Here is an 18,677-nt window from a genome sequence, read left to right on the forward strand (position 1 = left end):
GGGACCGACGGCGGCGGCCGGACGGGCGCGCCCCGGATCTCGGGACGCTCCTCGCCCTTCACGGACCCGTTCCCGCTATCGGGGTGCGTTCGGTGCGCGTCCCGGCCCGGGTTCCCGGCCGCCCAGTTCGGACCGGATCTGGAGAACGGCGAGGGCCGCTCGTGAAGTGACGCCGGTCTTGCGGTAGATCCGGCTGAGATGCGACTCGACCGTACGGGGGCTGAGATAGAGCCGCGCCGCGATGTCGGGGGTGGTCAGACCTTCGGCGATGAGGGCGGCGATCTCACGTTCACGTGGGGAAAGGGACGGGAAGACGGCGGCAGGGCCGGAGTCGGCCTCAGGTGCCGGTGTGCCGTACACGGCTGGGCGCAACGCGTCTGCCAGGCCGGTCAGTTGAAGCGCACCACCGGTCGCGGCGAGTTGCCGGGCGCGTGTCCACATGGCTTGGGCCCGGTCCGGGTGACCGGCGGCCGCGGTCAGGGGAGCGCCGAGCAGCAGGCTGAACGTCTCCCACAGGACCGTTCCCTGACGGGCTGTTTCCGCCGCGGCCTCCTCGACCAGTTCGACAGCCGCCGCCACGTCGCCGTCGGCGAGCAGACAGTGGGCGGCGCTGCGCAGCGCCGAGGCCCGCTGAGTCGGCAGGCCCAGCCGGTCCGCCTCCTCACGGGCCCGCTCCGCCCACTTCCTGGCCGCGTCCGTCTCGCCGACGGCGACGGCGGAGACGACGAGGACCTCCATGACCAGTGGGCGCACGGACGGTTGGATTCCGAGCAGGTCCTCACCCCCGGCACGGAAGACGGCGCCCCGGGCGCGCGGCATGTCGCCGGCGAGCACGACGGCATGTGCGAGCAGGCACCAGGCGATCGAGGCCCACCAACTGGTGCCCATACCCGCCGCGGCGACGGCTTCCTCGGCCACCGTCAGCGCGGTGGGGTCGTCCGGCGGCACCGCGTAGGTCAGGGCGTACGCCTTGTTGGCCAGGACGAAGGCCAGGAGTTCGTCGCTGCCGATGCCACGGGCGATGGTCTCCGCCTCGTCGGCGAGTTCCACGGCCGAGTCGAGCCGGAGGGTCTGGATGTGGACCTGCGCCTTGCACAGCAGCAGATGCGGCAGGACGTAGAGCAGGCCGCCGCGCCGGGCGATGGCCAGGCCGCGGTCGGCATGCCGTTCGGCATCGGCGTACCGCTCCTGGAACGCCTCCGCCCAGCCGAGGCGGACGAACGGCTCGCACAGACTCGCGAGGTCGTGATCGGTCAGGGCGTCGACCAGGGCCGCCGCCCGGTCGGTGGCCTCCCGGGCGGCGGACATCTCGCCTTCGTACGTCTCCCCGAGAGCCATGATCGCGAGGGCGCCGGCCTCGGCGACCTCGTCGCCCGACGAGCGGGCCAGGTCGACGGTGCGGGCCACATCGGCGCGCACCTGCGGGTAGGCGGTGGCGTGCGGCGCGGACGAACCCAGCTCCAGACTGAGTTCGACAGTGTCCGCGAGGGCCGGGCCAGGATCCCGGGAGAGCTCACGGCGAAGGAGCGCGACCGCCTCGGCGTAGCGCCCGAGGTGACGTTCCATCACGGCGCACAGCGTGACGGCGGAGGTCCGCACGCCGGCCGCGCCCGCCTCACCCGGTGGTGACATGGCGATCACCTGGTGCAGCAGGTCCCTGCTCTCCCGGAGTCCTCCGCACACGCCCAGGGCCTGGGCCCGTCGCAGCATCAGATCACGGCGCAGTCCGGTGTGCCGCGGGTGGTCGGGCAGGTGCGCGAGGGCGACGCCCAGCCAGTGGGCGCTGCTCGCGGGGGCGGTGGCGGCGGACTGTTCGGCCGCTTCGGACAGTACGGCGACGGCCTCCGGGTCCCAGCCGGTCAGCGACTGTTCGACGTGGTGGGCGCGCTCGGTGGCGGGGGTGCCCGCCTCGGCCAGTCCGGCTGCGGCGAGGCGGTGGATACGGATGCGCTCCTGGGGGGCGATGCTCTCGTGCACGAGCGTCCTGAGCACCGGATGGCGCAGCGTCCACCGACCGCCCTGACCCGGACGCAGCACATCGCGGCGGGCCAGTGCGTCGAGGTCCGCGTCGACCGCGGCCTCGTCCTGCCCGGTCACCACGGCCAGCAGGGCGGCGGTGCCATGGTCCCCCAGGAGGGCCACCACCTCGGCCGTGCGGCGCTGGGCCGCGGTGAGCGGTGTCAGTTCGTCCAGCAGCAGTGAGCCGAGCCCGGCCGAGGGCTGCGGTGCGCCGTGCTCTCCGCCGGGCCCTGTCTGTCCGCCGTGTCCCGCCTGCAGGAGGGCGAGGAAGTACAGCGGATTGCCGTGGCTCGCGGCGTACAGTTCGGCGGCCCTGCCGGGCGGCAGGCCGGGGGCCACTTCGGGAGCCAGGACCTGGAGACACGCGTGCTCGGCGAGCGGTCCGAGGTCCAGCCGGAGCACCGTACCCAGGTCGATGCCCCGGGTGAGCGCTGCGGCGAGAGAGGCCGCGGTCTGGCGGTCGCGGCGGGCGACGACGATCACGACCGGGGCGTGCGGGGGATGCCGGACGAGGTGGTCGAGGAGTTCCAGGGATGCCGGGTCCGCCCAGTGCAGGTCGTCCAGGGCCACGACGAGCCCGCGGCGGCCGGTACCGGGGCCGGCCTCGGGACCGGGCTCGGCGATTTCCGCGAGCAGCTTCGCGACGGATCGGTGCAGCCCGAACCGGTTACCCCGGTGCCCAGCCCCAGCCCCGGGATCCGCCGATGCCATGTCGTGGTCGGCCAGGGCATCGCTGAACGGCCGGTACGGGATGTGCTGTTCGAACTCGGTGGCCCAGCCGTGCAGCACTGTCATTCCCCGAACCCGCGCCCGTTGGCAGAACTCGGCCATGAGCCGGCTCTTGCCGATGCCCGCGGCCCCGGCAAGGTCCACAACGGTTGAACCGCCGTCCTGGCCGAGCGTCCGGTCGAGCACTGCGTCCAGGCGATCCAGCTCGGCCGCTCGGCTCACCAGCGGAATCACGTCTCCACCTCACTGCCCTGGCTGCCCGCCATACCGGGACCCGCACATAAGATGATCTTACGTAGCCGATTGCGTGACTTCACGGAAGCCCCCTGTCCACCGCCTCGGGCACTGTTGCCGGGCGGAGCCGAGCCGGCCGCGGCCGGCCCCGGTCAGGAAAGGGTGATCCCATCAACACCAGGCAATCCAGTGGGCAGTTGACCCCGCTGGACCCCGACGGCCCACGAGAGACGGCCGGTTACCGGCTGTTTGCCCGGATCGGCGATGGAGACAGGGTCCGGCCGCCGTCACCCGCCGCACGCCCAGGGTTCCGTAACCGCCTACGTAGTTTCACGGGTCCCACACCGCATCCCCGTGTGGATCATGTTCGTCACAGAGGAAAGGGGATTCGGTGGCCCGTCGCACCAACACGTCCTGCCTGGGGATGGCCGTCAAGGGCTACCTGCTGCTGACCATGTGGTCCTTCGTCGGCTCCGCCCTGGCGCTGCCGTTCACGGTGGTCGACCTGATGGCCTCCCAGGAACCGCCGCTCCACCTGAGCGGCTTCGGGCAGCACGCGTTCGTGTACAGCGCACCCGTCGTCGCCGCCGCGGGGGTGGCCGCGTCCATGGGCCGGACGCGTCGCGGCCCGTGGCGGGTCTTCCTCGCCCGTACGGCCGTCGTGCTCGCCCTCAGCCAGGCCGCCGTGGTCTGGGCCGAGGCGCGGTTCGACTCACCCGACTGGAACTCCCGTGTCCTGGCCCCGGGCGGAGCCGCCGGGTTCACCGCGTTCCTCTGCCACGGAGCGGTGCGCTGGTGGGCCGACGGTGTCCTCAACGGCGGCCGGCGCCGCCCGGCCGCCGGCGAGATCTGGCACGCCCTGGTCCCTTTCCGGGAGTCCGCCAGGGAACTCCCGCACTACTGCGTGGTCATGAGAGCCGGCCTCCGTTACGTCGAAGTGCTCCAGATCACCAGCCAGAACAAGGACGACCGCGACGACCACATCCGTATCTCCAACGTCGGCTGGGACTTCACCTCCGACAAGGACCACTGGGTCGAGACAGGCCTCCCGCCACGCCGGGTGCCCTACCAGAAGTTCACCAAGACCAGACCCCAAGGTCCCTGCCCGGAGCCCGTCTGGCGTCAACTCCGGGAGCACCGCCCGGCACCCGTCGCCCCCGACTCGCCCACTCTGTGGACCCGGATCACGCAGCGCCTCGGGTGAGGCATCGGCCACCTGCCCGCGGAAACGGAAAACCGGTGGCACCCGAGTGCGCGCGACTCTAAGGTGAGGATCGTTTCCTGCGGCGGCCGTCGGCTGCCGCTGTCGGCTGAGTGAGGAACGGGAGGTGTGACCGATGGCTGTCTCCGAGATGGGCGCTGCCCGCATCCAGAAGTTCATCAAGTCCATCTCCGTGGCCACCGGCTGACCTTCCACCATCTCCGCGCCCAAGTGCGCGTGCCGGGGCCACCCTTGTGAAGGGTCTCCGTTGACTCCCCTCTCGGCTTCATCCGCTTCATCCGCTTCATCGGTTTCATCCGCCTCGTCCCGCGCGCTCGCCGTCTACGGCTGGGACGACGCGTGGGCCGCCGAATTCGCCCCGTACGCGGCCGAAGGGCTGCTCGTCGGGCGCGTCATCCGCGTCGACCGCGGCCAGTGCGACGTCGCCACCGCCGACGGTGTGCTGCGCGCCGACACCGCGTTCGTCACACCGCACGATCCGATGCGGGTCATCTGCACCGGCGACTGGGCTGTCGTCGAGCCCGCCGGTGATCCCCGCTACGTCCGTACGTATCTGCCGCGCCGGAGTGCGTTCCTGCGGTCCACCTCGTCCAAGCGCTCCGAGGGGCAGATCCTCGCGGCCAACGTCGACCACGCCATCGTCGCCGTGTCACTGGCCGTGGAACTCGACCTCGGCCGCGTCGAACGGTTCCTGGCGCTGGCCTGGGAATCCGGTGCGCAGCCCGTCGTGGTGCTCACCAAGGCCGACCTCGTACCGGACGCGACGACCCTCTCGTATCTCGTCCAGGACGTGGAGGCCGCCGCTCCCGGGGTGCCGGTCCTCACCGTCAGTTCCACCAACGGGGACGGCATCGACGTCCTCGCGGCCGTCGTCGCCGACGGTACGGCCGTGCTGCTCGGGCAGTCCGGTGCGGGCAAGTCGACGCTCGCGAACGCGCTGCTCGGCGTGGACGTCATGGAGGTCCAGGCCACGAGGGACGCCGACGGCAAGGGCCGGCACACCACGACCACCCGCAATCTGCTCGCCCTGCCCGGTGGGGGCGTCCTCATCGACACACCGGGGCTGCGCGGCGTCGGCCTCTGGGACGCCGGAACCGGCGTCGGGCAGGTCTTCGCCGAGATCGAGGAACTGGCCGCCGGGTGCCGCTTCCAGGACTGCGCGCACACGGCGGAGCCCGGGTGCGCGGTGCTGGAGGCGCTCGACTCGGGGGCGCTGGCTCAGCGGCGGCTGGACAGTTACCGCAAGCTGCTGCGGGAGAACCAGTACATCGTCGCCAAGACCGATGCGCGGTTGCGGGCGGAGATCCGGAAGGACTGGAAGAAGAAGGGGGCGGAGGGGAAGGCGGCGATGGAGGCGAAGCGGGGGCGGCAGCGGTAACGCTGCCGGGGGTACGCGGGGGTTGTGCAGCCCCCGCCGCCCGCTGGGGGCTGCCGCCCCCAGACCCCCGCATCGGCCCTGAAGGGGCCTCGTCCTCAAGCGCCGGACGGGCTGGAGATGCCGGCCGGCGCCCGAGGTGTACCGCCTGCGGTTCGAGGGTGCCCGGCAAACGGACCGAGACGGGCAGGCGGGCGGGTGGGAGACGTGGTGTCCGATAGCCGCCAGCCGCACCCTCTCCCCGTACCTCAGACTGGACAGCGTGACCGACCAAGACACCAGGTACGCCGCCGTGCGCAGCAGGGACGCCCGGTTCGACGGCGAGTTCTTCTTCGCCGTCGAGACCACCGGCATCTACTGCCGCCCCAGCTGCCCGGCCGTCACCCCGAAGCGGCACAACGTACGGTTCTACCCGACAGCCGCCGCCGCGCACGGCGCCGGTTTCCGGGCCTGCCGCCGCTGCCGTCCGGACGCGGTCCCCGGCTCCGCCGAGTGGAACGTGCGGGCGGACGTCGTGGGCAGGGCGATGCGTCTGATCGGCGACGGAGTCGTGGACCGGGAGGGCGTCGCCGGGCTCGCCGTACGGCTCGGATACAGCGCCCGGCAGGTGCAGCGCCAGCTCACCGCCGAGCTCGGGGCGGGCCCCGTAGCCCTCGCCCGGGCCCAGCGGGCGCACACCGCACGCGTGCTCCTGCAGACCACCGCGCTGCCGGTCACGGAGATCGCGTTCGCCTCCGGGTTCGCCAGCGTGCGCCAGTTCAACGACACGATCCGAACCGTGTACGCCGCGACCCCGAGCGCCCTGCGCGCGACGGCACCCCGAGTCGGCCCAGCACCCACGTCCACCCCGCCCGGCATCCCTCTCCGCCTCTCCCACCGCGGCCCCTACCACTCCGCCGCCGTCTTCGACCTCCTCGCCCGCGAGGCCGTCCCCGGCGTCGAGGAGCTGAGCGGCAGCCCGGGCGGCCGTACCTACCGTCGGACGCTGCGTCTCCCGTACGGCACCGGGATCGCAGCCGTCGAGGAGCGTGGGGCCAGGCCACGGGGCCGCTGGCTGGACGCCCGGCTGTACCTCACCGACCTGCGTGACCTGACGACCGCCGTACAGCGGCTGCGACGCCTGTTCGACCTCGACTCGGACCCGTACGCCGTCGACGAACACCTCGGCACGGATCCCCGCCTCGCTCGCCTGGTCGCGCTCCGGCCCGGCCTGCGTGTCCCCGGCACCGCCGATCCGGCCGAGCTGGCCGTGCGGGCGCTGGTGGGCAGGGCGGCGGCGGAGCGGCTCGTGACGCGGTACGGCAAGCTGCTCGACGCCCCCTCCGGCACCCTCACCCGTCTCTTCCCCGAGCCGGCGGTACTGGCGGAGGCGGCCAGGGCGGACTGCAGTCCCCTCGGCGCCCTCACCGCCGCGCTCGCCGACGGCACGCTGCGGCTCGACCCCGGCGCCGACCGCGACGAGGCCCGCCGCGCACTGCGTGCCCTGCCGGGGCTCGACGCCCGTACCGTCGCCGTCGTCCGGGCCCGCGCCCTCGGTGACCCCGACGTCGCGCCGCCCGGCGTGGACGTGCCCGACACCTGGCGCCCCTGGCGCTCGTACGCCCTCCAACACCTCATCGCCGCAGGCGAGTGGGAGCCCACATCATGACGACACACCCCGCTGTTTCCGCGACCGCTTCCGAGACCGTCCACTGGACCGTCCTCGACAGCCCCATCGGTCAACTCCTGCTCACCGCCGACGAGTCGGGCGCCCTGACCTCCCTCTCCGTGCCCGGCCAGAAGGGCGGCCGGAGCGTGCGCGGTGCCGAGGAGGGTTGGCGGCACGACCCCGGGCCCTTCCGGGCGGCCGAAGTACAGCTCGCCGCCTACTTCGCCGGTGAACTCACCGAGTTCCGGCTGGAGTTGCGAAGCACCGGGACCGACTTCCGACAGCGGGTCTGGAACGCCCTCGACTCCGTGCCGTACGGGGAGACCACCACGTACGGGCAGATCGCCGAGCGGATCGGGGCCCCAAGGGCCGCCGTACGGGCCGTGGGTGGTGCGATCGGCGCCAATCCGCTGCTCGTCCTGCGGCCCTGCCACCGGGTGATCGGCGCGGACGGCTCCCTTACGGGATACGCGGGCGGCCTCGACCGCAAGCGTCACCTGCTCGGTCTGGAGGGCGTCCCGCCGACCGCGTGACCGTGGCCGTCCCTCAGCCCTCCTCCAGGCCCCAGCTGTGGATGCGCCTCGGATGGACGCGGATCACCTCCTCGCTGAAGTGCGGGCCCAACTCGTGCGGGCCCGTGAGGAGTTCGGCCTCGCCCCGGATGTCGACGCCGCGCACCTTCCAGGGGCTCAGGCTCACCACGTCGTCGACGACCAGCGCCACCTTCGGGTTCTTCTCCAGGTTGCGCCACTTCTTGGTCGAACCCATCGAGCGACCGCCGATCAGGATCGTCCCGTCGTCCTGCGGGAAGAAGCCGACGGGGTTCGCCTGCGGCTGCCCGTGGGGGTCGACGGTGGCCAGCCGTCCCAGCCGCTGGGTCCGGAGATAGGCACGCTCGGCCGCGCTGAATTCGGTCATGCCGGAAGCCAAACACGGCGGCCCCGGCAGACGCGGCGAAAACGCGGGTGTACGTGCGAACATACGTGCGCGCCGCCATGGGTGTGACTTTGCGTTGGCGCGGCCGACGGCTCGGGGAACCATGCGCACATGACCCGCGCGATCATGGTTCGGCACACCCTCGCGGCCCTGGTGACCGCCTTGGCGCTCGCCCCGCCCACAGCGAGAGCCGACACGGGAAGCACCCCCGTACCGCCACCGCTTCCCTCTCCCTCGCTCTCCCCTTCGCCCGTCCGGGAGACCCCCGTTCCCCGTGTCTGGACCGGGACCTGGGAGGCCGCCGCATCCGGGACGGTCGCCGCCAGACCGGGCGCCTCCTACCGCAACGTCCTGCACGTCAGCGTCGGCGGCAGCGCGCTGCGCGTCCGCCTCACCAACCGCCTCGGCACCCGGCCCCTCCGCCTCGGTGCCGTCACCGTCGCCCTCCAGGAACCCGGCGAGCCGAAGAGCCCGGACGCCGTGCCCGGCTCGATGCGTACGGCCACCTTCGCGGGTGCCCCCACGGTGACGATCCCGGCGGGCGAGGAGCGTGTCACCGACGTCGTCAAGCTCGCCGTACCGGCCGACACCAGCCTGCTCGTCACGGTCCACACGCCGGGGGACTCCGGTCCGGCGACCTACCACCGTACGGCCAAGCAGACCAACTTCCTTGCCCCGAGCGGAGTTTGGGCCGCCGCGGAGGACGGTGACGCCTACACCAGGACCCTCAGCTCCTGGTACTACGTCACCGGTGTGGACGTCCTCGACGCACCCGCCGCCGGCAGTGTGGTCGCCCTCGGCGACTCCCTCACCGACGGCGGTGGCACGACCTCCGACACCAACCGGCGCTGGCCCGACCGTCTCGCCGACCGGCTCGCGGCACTGCCCCCGGCCCGCCGTCTCGGCGTCCTCAACGCGGGCATCTCCGGCAACCGTGTACTCCTCGACGGCGTCGGCCCGCGCGCCCTGACCCGCTTCGACGCCGACGTCCTCTCGCGGACCGGGGTGCGCGCGCTGATCGTGTTCGAGGGCATCAACGACATCAACGGCACCCCCGCGCAGCTGGTCCCGCGCGCCTTCGTGGAGGCCTACAAGTCGCTCGTGACCCGCGCCCACGCCCGCGGCATCCGGGTCATCGGCGCCACGATCACCCCGTACGGCGGCCACGGCCAGTGGAGCGAAGCACGCGAGTCCGTGCGCCAGCAGGTGAACACCTTCATCCGCAGCGGCGGCATCTTCGACGCGGTCGTCGACTTCGACGCCGCCGTCCGCGACCCGGCGTTCCCGCATCGTATGCGCGCCACCTACGATCCTGGCGACCACCTCCACTTCAACGACGCCGGCATGCGGGCGATGGCCGACCGGATCAACCTGGCGGACCTCAGGAGCCTGTGAGGCGTCGGGCGTCCGTGAGCAGCGGCAGGCCCCGGCGCGGGGCCTCCGGGTGCGGCCGGACCGGGCGATCGTCAGGTCCGGCCGGTCTTCCCGCGACGTGACGATCGCCGACCCGCCCTTCCTCGGGGCGCGTTCGACAGTTCCCTCGCCGAGGTGCCGGCAGCGTGGGGAGCTGCTCCGACCCTCCTGCGTCAGCCCCAGAACGTGGCGCCCAGCCACGCACCCGTGATCAGCAGGCAGGTGAAGAGTTCGATGAAGACGCTGGTGCCGCCCGCCCGCATCACCCGCCGTACCGCCGCCACCGCCTCGCCGTGCCGACCGAGCCGCAGTCGCTCATGGAGATAGGCGCCGCCCACGAAACCGGGGAGCGCGCCGAGCACGGGCAGCAGGAAGAAGCCGAGAAGGGCGCCGGTCCCGGCGTACACCGCCATTCGGGGGGTGGCGCCGCCCGCCCGCAGCCGGCGCGGAGGCAGCTGCCAGCGGATCACCTGGGACAGGAACAGAACGCCGGTGGTGCCCACGAGCACCCACCAGGAGACCGCCTGCGGATCCTTCAGCGCCCACCACAGGACCGCGGCCCACACGAGCCACGACCCCGGCACCCCGGGCACCAGAACTCCGCACAGACCGAACAGCATGACCAGGCCTATCAGCAGGAGATCCCATGCTCCCATCTGCCCAGGGTGCCGGAGGACGGGGGAAAACGCAGGTCAGGGGGAGAGATCGAGAGGTCGGGGGAGCGGAATCAGGGCCGTTGGTCCCGGGTCGCCGGGCCCGCTCGTACGTGTGCCACCCCGGCTCCGGCCGGGGCGGCACCCCCGTCCAGCCGCCAAGGTGTCGCCACCGCGAACCACAGCGAAACCCCAGGAAGACCGGTCACACTCGGCTCGAAGCGGACGGCACGGATTCCCCCGGCGTCGCCGGGCGGTTCTCCCGTGGGGGGTGGGACCGCCCGGCGACTTGTTTCGCACAGGTGTTCGGCATGTCATCCGACACGCCGTCGAACACGCCGTTCACGACGGAACACCCCGCCGGATTTTCCGGATGCCCCGTTTTCAACCGGCCCATCCGGTGGACAATTGAGGTCATGAGCCAGCAGGGGGAGAGGTCCACCGGTCACGAGGACGACTGGTGGGGGCAGCTGTACGACGACTCCACCGAGGACACCGGGCCCACGGCCGCGGGCGACTCCCTGGACGACCGGTTCGCCTCGGCGTCGGGGACCGTGGACGCGGGCAGGGCCGATGAGATTCCGGGGCGGGACGGGGGAGCCAAGGTGTCCGGGCGCGAGACCGCGTCAGGGGACGCCTTCGGTGGCAGCGGTGCCACCGGTGGTTCCGGTGCTTTTGAGAAGTGGGACGAGCCGGGAGCGGGGGCTCCACCGCAGCTGCCGCCACTGCCATCGCGGCCCGTGCCTCCTCCGGCGCCCGCTTCCTCTCCGGTCCCCTCCTCACTTCCGTCGCAGCGCGGCGGGTTCCCCTACGGCAAGTCGGACGTGGTGCGTGACAGGGGCCCCGGGCAGCCCCGCGCCCCCTGGGAGCCGCCGCCCGCCATGCCCACGGGCCCCGCGTCCTTTCCGCCCGGCCCCAAACCGCCGGGCTTCCAGGACCGTAGGCAGCCCCCCGCGCCCGACGCCGCCTTCGTGGACGGGGGCTCCGGGCCGGACCGCGAGAGCGTCCAGGAGGCAGGCGCCGACATGACGGACGCCGCGGACGCCGTGTGGGACGCTCCACCACGTCCGCCCGCCGCGCCCGGCCTCGCAGCCACGTCCGCGTCCGGGCCATCCGGGGAGGATTCTCCGGACAGGTCCGGCTCCGGCCGGATCAACCCGGCGACCGAACCTCCACTCGGCGCCGCCCCCGCCGATGCCGTCCAGGACGACCCTCCGGCCGACTCCTCCTTCCTCCTGGCCCGCGTTCGCCGCACCCCCACCCGCCGGGACGTCCCCGCGCCGGCACCCGAGACCCCCGTGACACCGGAGGCTCAGGAGCGGCCGAAGAGGCCCGGGACATCCGAGTTCTCCTCCTCCGCCCTCACCGTCGACCGGCCTCCCGGCACCGTCGACCACGTGGGCTCAGGTCCTCCCACCTACGCCCCCGAACCGACCGCCCTCCCACCTGCCGACCCCGACGATCTGGGGGACCTCGTCGCGGACACCGTGCTCGACGGGGCGCAGTACGGCGCCTGCACGCTCCGGGCCGTCTCGACACGCGGGGACTCCGCGCGGTTCCGCGGCGAGCCCCGCCGCGACTCCCTCCTCACCGCCCGCTTCGGAACGGGCGAGCACGCGCTCGTCCTCATCGCGATGGCGACCGGCGCCCGTGCCACGCCCGGCGCGCACCGGGCCGCCGCCGAGGCGTGCCAGTGGATCGGGCGCGCGGTGGGACGCAGCCATGTACGACTCGCCGAGGACCTCCGTGCCGCCCGGCGCGGTGACCTCAAGTCGGGGCTGCACAGGCTCACCGACCGCAGCCTCGGCAAGCTCCGGGCGAGCGCCGCCGAGCAGGGCATCGAGCCGGAGGAGTACACGGCGGGCCTGCGCTGCCTGCTGCTCCCCGCCGACCCCGACTGTCGTACGCGCGTCTTCTTCGGCGTCGGCGCGGGCGGACTGTTCCGGCTCCGGAGCGGCGAGTGGCAGGACATCGAACCGAGGGTCGCCGACATCCCGGCAGGTGAGCCCGTCGTCGGATTCGGTTCGCTTCCCCACGAGACCCCGGACGGCGACCGGCTCACCATGGACCTCGGGATCACGACACCTCCGAGCCCGTACGAGCCCGCCCCCGAACCGCCCCGCGAACCCTTCCGTTTCCGCGCCTCCGTCGCCCGCCCGGGAGACACGCTCCTGTTGTGCACCGGCGGCCTCGCCGAGCCGTTGCGCGGTGAGCCCGAGCTGTGCGAGTACCTCACGCGGCGATGGTCCGGCGGCACCCCGCCCGGCCTCGCCGCGTTCCTCGCGGACACCCAGGTACGCGTCAAGGGATACTCGGACGACCGCACGGCCGCCGCCGTCTGGGAGATGTGACGGGGCGCAACGGGACGTAGGAGGAGAGGCCGCTCAGTCCTTGCGCGGGACCCACTCGCGCATCGAGTACCAGTAGCGGGGCAGCCCCTTGATGGCGCTGGTCCGGAACGGGCGTCCGGCATCGTCGATACGGACGGTGCCGGTGCGGCCCTGCGAGGACCAGTCGAGCTCCAGGTACCAGCGGCAGTCGCAGGCCACGGTCCGGGCGGTGACCAGCAGCACCTCCGGGTCCTGGGCGGAGACCCGGTAGGGGAAGCGCACCGCCGGGATCGGCGTCCCCACGTCGTTTCCGGGCGCCGAGCGGGCGATGGGCCGGTCCTTGTCGAGGTCGACGGAGAAGGACCGGGGAGTGATCGAGCCGCCGCAGCCCTGGTCCATGGAGTAGGCGGTGCCCTCGGCGGGGTCGCTCCGCCCGACCACCCGGACCCGGAGCGCCTCCAGGACCACCGCCGTCGAGGTCCGCCCCTGCACCGAGATCTCGACGTTGGTGTCGCCTCCGTGCACCGCGTGCTGGCTCGCCGCCCAGGGACCGGCGTCCTGCGCGGTGGGCGGCGGTGGGACCTGCTCCGGTGCCCTGGCGATGACGTAGTCGTGGCCGCAACCGAGCGACCAGGCCTGGGAGTTCGCCGACCAGGTGATCGGCGCGGGGGATTCCCTGGTGGGAGTGGGCTTGGGGGAGGAGGCCGGGGGCTCCTTGGGAGGGGAACGGTCGGCGGACAGGGCCGACAGACCGCCCAGCGTGCCCAGTGTGGCGAGGAGCGTGCCGGCCACGGCCGTGGTGACCGCGATCCGGCGGTGGCGGTACCAGGGGCGCCGGGCGGGGGGACGGGCGGCGGGAGCGGACACGTCCGGGGCGTCGGGCTCCGCGCCGGCGTCCCCCGCGTCGGACGTTCCCGTATCGGGCGTACCCGGATCGGACCTACCCGTATCGGACATACCTGTTTCGGCGGAGGTGCCCGGTTCCGCGGGCGTAGGAGGTTGCGCGGAGGTACCCGGTTCCCCGGGCGTACGTGACCGTTGCCGCGCCGCCACCGCCAGGATCCACCGGCGGTGCAGTTCCAGGCGCTCCTCCGGCGACGCCCCGCACAGTGCGGCGAACCGCTCCACCGGGGCGAAGTCCAGCGGGACCGTGTCGCCGGAGCAGTAGCGGTGCAGGGTGGAGGTGTTCATGCCCAGGCGCCGGGCCAGTGAGCCGTAACTGCGGTCCGTACGCCCCTTCAGCCGCGTCAGCAGCGCCGCGAACTCGGCCACGTCGTCGTACGTCGACACACCCTTCCCCTGTCCTCATCTGATCCTCGTGTCCCGGAACGGCATCCCAGGCACTCCATATACCTGCACGTCAGAGGGGGCGGGATGGTTCCACCGTCGCGGATCGCGTGTCGGCGGTTGCGGTTGCCCCGGGTGGCGGCCGATGCTTTGGACGTCGCACCGACCGCCGCCGGACCGACCACCCGGCGCGGCGACATCCGACATCACCCAGCCATGCAGAACCGTGCACAGTCGTGCGCTCAGACACGGGGGACTCCCATGCGTACTCGCAAGGTCTACAACACCGCCGCCGCCACTTCCACCGCCGCCGCCCGGGCCACCGGTGCCACCAGGGCCGGCCTGATCACGGCGCTCTCCGCACTCACGGCCCTCGCCGCAGCGGGACTCGCCCTCGCGGCCCCGGCCGGTGCCACCGGGAAGGCGAGCGCCCCGACCCCGCCCAAGTTCCTCTCGGCCGCCGAACTGCCGCCGCACCCCAGCTCCGCCTGGACGGCGGACCGGGTCAAGGACGGGGTGCCGGACGAGCTGACGTCCTGCTTCGGCAATTCGCTCCTGGGCTACGACTCCCGTTACCGCGAGTTCCGCACCGACCTGGACACCGGCGCCGTCCAGCTCACGCTCGTCGTCGGCAGTGACGCCAAGGCCAAGGCTCTCGCCGAGCGGCTCAACAAGGACATGCGCTCGTGCGCCAAGCGGATCGAGCAGGCCGACCCCGAGGTCGAGGCGGAGTCCAGGGACTACGGCACGCTCGCGGTGGAGGAGGGCGCGCACGTCTACGGACTGCACACCGAGACCTCGTACGGTGCGACCGACATCCACCTTCTGTCGATCGGCCGGGACGGGCGCGCCGTCACGGTCGTGGAATGGGGGTCAGCTGGGTGACTTCAGGGGTGCCCCGGTGAAGGCCTTCAAGAAGACGACGACCACGGCGGTCAAGAAGCTCTACTGACCAGCCATAGCCGCAATCGATCATCGACTGATCACTCACGGGGAGAACACCGGAATGAACCGCCGCACCATCTCGCGCAGGCCTGCCCGCCGTGCCGTCGCCCTCGCCCTCGGTATCGCCGCCGTCACCGCCCTCCCGCTGGCGCTGACCGCCTCGGCCCGGGCGACCCCGGCCGAAGCAGCCTCCTGGACGCCCCGGACGGTGGCCGGCAGCCCGTCCGACTCCGTGACGCGCATCGCCGACTTCTACGGCGCCTACATCGACGCCCAGAGCGGCCCCGGCAACGGCGGAAGGCTCGCGACGGAACTCCGCAAGTACTACATCCACCCCGACTACCTGAAGAAACTGGTCGCCTGGGAGGAGAAGAACCACGCGGACGGCGTCCTGCGTGCCCAGAACGTCCCCGTCCGCTGGACGGTCACCGACAACGGCACCGCCGACCACACGGAGGCCGGCATCACGCTGACCTGGGGCTCGGGGAGCACCGCCCACACCACCAAGCTGGTCGTCGACATGACCCGGGACCACCGGATCATCCACATCGGCACGAAGGGCATCGGCGGGAAGTGACCTACGGCGGGATCGGCAGCCCGCACTGGACAGTTCGGCCGATGCACCGCCCTCACGCGCCCGTCCACCACTGGACGGGCGCGTGAACTGCCGAAGCGCCCGCTCCAAACGCCCCTCCAGCAGCGCCCGAGGGGTGCGGCCGGGGTCCTGATCCGGCCAGGAACGGTCCAACCAGCCCCGTACATCCGGTCGTTGAGGATTCGACATGACTGCCGTGTTCAGGTCGCGGGCATGGATCCCGTGAACGCGTTCGATCAGGAGGGGACAGTACACCGGCGTCCGGGCGGGGGTCATGAAGAGTCAGGCGCGAGGAGGCGGTCCCGTGACCATCGGGGCCTTCTCGGCGAAAACGGCGGAGGAAACGACCGAGAACGACGACAACTTCGACAACTACGACGACGGCGATGCCATCGGCGACGACGGTGGCGTGCACCGGGGGGAGGCGTCGCAATTGAGGCGCAGGCTGGGCTGTTCGGATCTGCGGGAGGTACCGGAGGCCCGCAGGGCACTGCGTGAGCTGTTGCGGCACTGGGGGAGGCCGGGCAGTTCGGAGATAGCGGAGCTGCTCACCAGCGAGCTGGTCACCAACGCGCTGGTCCACACCGACCGCGACGCGGTACTGACGGCCACCGTCTCGCCGCACGGACTACGCGTGGAGGTACGGGACTTCGTGGGACGCAGGCCGAGAATGCGCGCACCGAGCGCCGACGACGGTACGCATGGCAGAGGTCTGGTCCTGGTCGAGTCCCTCGCCGACGCGTGGGGAGTGCGCGCGCACGGAGTGGGCAAGGCGGTGTGGTTCGAACTGAACGGGGGCGCGGCCTGAACAGGCCACGCCCCCATGTCGGTAGCGCTCGGTTCGCGCTCAACCCGTGTTCAGCGGTGTTGCTCAGCCGTACTGCTGCTCGAGGTCCCGGAGCTTGCGCTCCAGGGAGTCCAGGCGGGGCAGGGCCATCGTGTCGTCCTCCGCCGTGAGGTCGACGGTGATGGAGTCGCTGCTGCCACGAACGGGCTGGAGGGAGGGACGGGCGCGCAGCGGCAGCTGCTCGGCGGAGGAGGATATGGCAGGGTCCGAGGTGACCTGGGCGGGCGCCCGCTCCACCTCGACCTGCTGACCGCCACCGCCGCCACCGCCGCCGAACGGGCCGCGGTGGCCCCGGCTGATCGCCTTGAGGTGCGCGCGCTCGGCCCGCTCCTGCTCACGCCGGCGCAGACGCGCCTGCTCCTTCTGGCGCCGGTCCTCGCGCACCTCGTCGACCGCTTCGTCCAGGCTGCGCACACCCTCCAGGAGCATCAGCGACCAGGCCTTGTACGTCTCACGGGGCGCCCGCGCCCAGCGGACCATACGGATCTGCGGCAGCGGACGCGGCACCAGACCCTGCTCGCGCAGAGCGGCCCGGCGGGTCTGCTTCAGCGCACGGTCGAAGAGCACCGCGGCGGACAGCGACATGCCGGCGAAGAACTGCGGGGCGCCCGCGTTGTCCAGACCCCGGGGCGCGTGCACCCAGTTGAACCAGGCGGCCGCGGCCGCGAACAGCCATACGAGTATCCGGGAACCGAGGGCCGCGTCACCGTGGCTGGCCTCGCGCACCGCGAGCACGGAGCAGAACATCGCCGCTCCGTCCAGACCGAACGGGACGAGGTACTGCCAGCCGTCGGTGAGGTTCAGGTTCTGCTCGCCGAAGCCGACGAGGCCGTGGAAGGAGAGCGCTGCGGCGACCGCTGCACAGCAGAAGAGGAGTACGTAGGACGCCGAGGCGAAAATGGCTTCCTTGCGCCTGCGGCGCTCTTCGGTGCGCTCCCACGAGTCGTCCTGGCTCGCTTTCGCCCCCGAGGAGCGCTTGCCGCGCGCCAGCACCGCCACCGCCGCCAGCACGCCCAGGAGCAGTACGGCGCCCGGAAGCAGCCAGTTAAGCGATATGTCGGTCAGTCTCATCTGGGGTCCCTTGCATTGGGATAGGGCGTAACGCCCGCCATAGTGGCCCAATCCCCTCAGCCCTCAGGGGGTTTCGGGGCAAGAGGCCGCCTAAGGAGGTGCAAGGGGATGCTCAGGGCGACATTCTGCTCGAACTGCCGCTTGAGGGGCGGGAGTTGAGTTCGAATAAGACTACCCGTACGGGTGGTTCCACGGAAAGTTCCTGCGACAAGTGAGGAACCTGTGAAGTGCCCGTAACGAAGGGGAGCCCCAGTCGAACGTGATCTTACGGCGGCGATCCTACGGCACGCCGTGCACGCCCTCGGGCGAGGGGGCCGATTGCTGAGGGTGCCTCAACTCGCGGCGGGTGTCGTCGGCTTGGTGGCGCGGGTGTTCTCGCAGGTGCGCGGGCAGTTGTCGCACATCTCGTCCGGGCGGATCGTGTAGAAGAAGCAGCAGCTGGCCCGGTCGCGGGTGGGCGGGGTCGCGCCGTCCGGCCCGGTCGCGTCCCGGAAGCCCGCCGACCCGACGAAGGGCCGGGTCGAGCCCGGCAGCAGCAGCTCCAGTTCGCGCCGCGCGCGGTCCGCTTCGCCGACGGCCTGTCCTATGTAGTGCAGGCCCTCCACGACGTCGTCGGTCACCACGCCCCACAGGGCCCGGCCGCGCCGCCGCATCCGTGGCCCGAAACCGCCGAGCAGGGGCTCCAGGTGCTCGGTCAGCGCAGCCCGCACCTCCCCGCGCAGCGCCTCCTCGTCGTCGACGACCCGGGCGCCGGGCCAGGTCGCCGCCGGGTCGTCGGGCAGACAGGCGAAGGTGCCGGTACGGACGCCGAAGCGCCCGTCGGTGCGGTGGTAGGAGACGTCCTCGACGGGCAGTCGCGGCACCCGGCGGTGCAGGAACCACGGCACGGTGATCAGCAGGCAGGCGGTCCACGCGTATCGGTGCAGCCCAAAACTCGCGACGACGTCCGGGCGGCCCCGCTCCCCGTAGTCCCGCAGCACCTGCTCGTCGTCCCAGGCGAGGAAGGAGTCGAGGTCGCCGTCGCCGGCCGCGAGCCCGGCGGCCCGGACCCAGCCGGCGCCGTTCGGATGCGCCTGCCCGGGGTCCAGCTCGATGACGGTCGCGTCCGGATAGGCCTCGGCGAGCCGGTCGTACGAGTCCGCGACGGCGGACCGGGCCTGCACGGGAGCGGACATGTCGGGACCACCGCATCTCGATAGATCGCTCGAAAGATCAAAGGTAAGGCTTACCTTACCCATCATGCCCGTCATGTGATCGGAAATTAACACCGGATCCGGCCCGGATTCGGCCTGGATCCGTACCTCGACTCGAATCGGGATTTGAACTGACGGAATGTGCGCCTATGGTGCTTGACGGGCGAGTAACAACTCGCC

At 72.1% G+C, this 18,677-nt stretch carries 14 protein-coding genes and 1 pseudogene; 9 read left to right on the forward strand and 6 right to left on the reverse strand.

Translation table 11 applies throughout. From position 1 onward, the window contains the following. Window positions 1-75: 75 nt before the first annotated feature. Window positions 76-2,982, reverse strand: coding sequence for a helix-turn-helix transcriptional regulator (locus OHN74_RS34230; protein ID WP_327698430.1), 2,907 nt, complete (start codon window positions 2,980-2,982; stop codon window positions 76-78). A 391-nt stretch (window positions 2,983-3,373) separates the two neighbouring features. On the opposite strand from OHN74_RS34230, the gene OHN74_RS34235 reads away from it, so the two are divergent. The 4 genes from OHN74_RS34235 to OHN74_RS34250 all read left to right on the forward strand — a co-directional run bounded on the left by OHN74_RS34235 (window position 3,374) and on the right by OHN74_RS34250 (window position 7,760). Next, on the forward strand, window positions 3,374-4,186 hold the full coding sequence (locus tag OHN74_RS34235) for a hypothetical protein (RefSeq protein WP_327698431.1): 813 nt from the start codon (window positions 3,374-3,376) through the stop codon (window positions 4,184-4,186). Window positions 4,187-4,451: 265 nt separating this feature from the next. Then, window positions 4,452-5,582 (forward strand): ribosome small subunit-dependent GTPase A, encoded by a 1,131-nt coding sequence (gene rsgA / locus OHN74_RS34240; protein ID WP_327698432.1) that lies wholly within the window; start codon window positions 4,452-4,454, stop codon window positions 5,580-5,582. A gap of 259 nt (window positions 5,583-5,841) precedes the next feature. Further along, a complete protein-coding gene (locus OHN74_RS34245) occupies window positions 5,842-7,227 on the forward strand; it encodes a DNA-3-methyladenine glycosylase 2 family protein (RefSeq protein ID WP_327698433.1) in 1,386 nt (461 codons plus the stop codon). Continuing rightward, window positions 7,224-7,760 (forward strand): methylated-DNA--[protein]-cysteine S-methyltransferase, encoded by a 537-nt coding sequence (locus OHN74_RS34250; RefSeq protein ID WP_327698434.1) that lies wholly within the window; start codon window positions 7,224-7,226, stop codon window positions 7,758-7,760. The genes OHN74_RS34245 and OHN74_RS34250 overlap by 4 nt, the downstream gene beginning before the upstream one ends. Window positions 7,761-7,773: 13 nt before the next feature. Here the strand turns inward: OHN74_RS34250 and OHN74_RS34255 are convergent, their stop codons facing one another. Beyond that, window positions 7,774-8,145, reverse strand: a complete 372-nt coding sequence (locus OHN74_RS34255) for a PPOX class F420-dependent oxidoreductase (protein ID WP_327698435.1) — start codon at window positions 8,143-8,145, stop codon at window positions 7,774-7,776. 129 nt (window positions 8,146-8,274) lie between these two features. Between OHN74_RS34255 and OHN74_RS34260 the strand changes: the two genes are divergently transcribed. Then, the gene (locus OHN74_RS34260) at window positions 8,275-9,558 is read left to right on the forward strand and encodes an SGNH/GDSL hydrolase family protein (protein WP_327698436.1); all 1,284 of its coding nucleotides are present in this window, start codon (window positions 8,275-8,277) and stop codon (window positions 9,556-9,558) included. A gap of 191 nt (window positions 9,559-9,749) precedes the next feature. Here the strand turns inward: OHN74_RS34260 and OHN74_RS34265 are convergent, their stop codons facing one another. Beyond that, window positions 9,750-10,232 (reverse strand): DUF456 domain-containing protein, encoded by a 483-nt coding sequence (locus OHN74_RS34265; RefSeq protein ID WP_327698437.1) that lies wholly within the window; start codon window positions 10,230-10,232, stop codon window positions 9,750-9,752. 413 nt (window positions 10,233-10,645) lie between these two features. Here OHN74_RS34265 and OHN74_RS34270 point away from each other — a divergent pair, with 413 nt between their 5' ends. Further along, window positions 10,646-12,580: a protein phosphatase 2C domain-containing protein gene (locus OHN74_RS34270; RefSeq protein WP_327698438.1), complete on the forward strand. Its 1,935-nt coding sequence runs from the start codon at window positions 10,646-10,648 to the stop codon at window positions 12,578-12,580. A gap of 33 nt (window positions 12,581-12,613) precedes the next feature. On the opposite strand, the gene OHN74_RS34275 is transcribed toward OHN74_RS34270, so the two are convergent. Further along, entirely contained in the window at window positions 12,614-13,849 is a 1,236-nt protein-coding gene (locus tag OHN74_RS34275; RefSeq protein WP_327698439.1) for a transcriptional regulator, read from the reverse strand. Window positions 13,850-14,107: 258 nt separating this feature from the next. Here OHN74_RS34275 and OHN74_RS34280 point away from each other — a divergent pair. The 3 genes and pseudogenes from OHN74_RS34280 to OHN74_RS34290 all read left to right on the forward strand — a co-directional run bounded on the left by OHN74_RS34280 (window position 14,108) and on the right by OHN74_RS34290 (window position 16,194). Further along, window positions 14,108-14,798: pseudogene (locus OHN74_RS34280) on the forward strand (hypothetical protein). Between the two features lie 54 nt (window positions 14,799-14,852). Beyond that, the gene (locus OHN74_RS34285; protein ID WP_327698440.1) at window positions 14,853-15,368 is read left to right on the forward strand and encodes a hypothetical protein; all 516 of its coding nucleotides are present in this window, start codon (window positions 14,853-14,855) and stop codon (window positions 15,366-15,368) included. Window positions 15,369-15,690: 322 nt separating this feature from the next. Continuing rightward, on the forward strand, window positions 15,691-16,194 hold the full coding sequence (locus OHN74_RS34290) for an ATP-binding protein (protein WP_443060493.1): 504 nt from the start codon (window positions 15,691-15,693) through the stop codon (window positions 16,192-16,194). Window positions 16,195-16,257: 63 nt separating this feature from the next. Here OHN74_RS34290 and OHN74_RS34295 read toward each other — a convergent pair whose 3' ends face one another. After that, window positions 16,258-17,304 (reverse strand): DUF2637 domain-containing protein, encoded by a 1,047-nt coding sequence (locus tag OHN74_RS34295; protein WP_327698442.1) that lies wholly within the window; start codon window positions 17,302-17,304, stop codon window positions 16,258-16,260. Between the two features lie 332 nt (window positions 17,305-17,636). Beyond that, on the reverse strand, window positions 17,637-18,479 hold the full coding sequence (locus tag OHN74_RS34300; protein ID WP_327698443.1) for a (2Fe-2S)-binding protein: 843 nt from the start codon (window positions 18,477-18,479) through the stop codon (window positions 17,637-17,639). Window positions 18,480-18,677: the final 198 nt, after the last annotated feature.

The sequence above is a fragment of the Streptomyces sp. NBC_00459 genome (assembly GCF_036013955.1).
Taxonomy (GTDB): Bacteria; Actinomycetota; Actinomycetes; order Streptomycetales; family Streptomycetaceae; genus Streptomyces.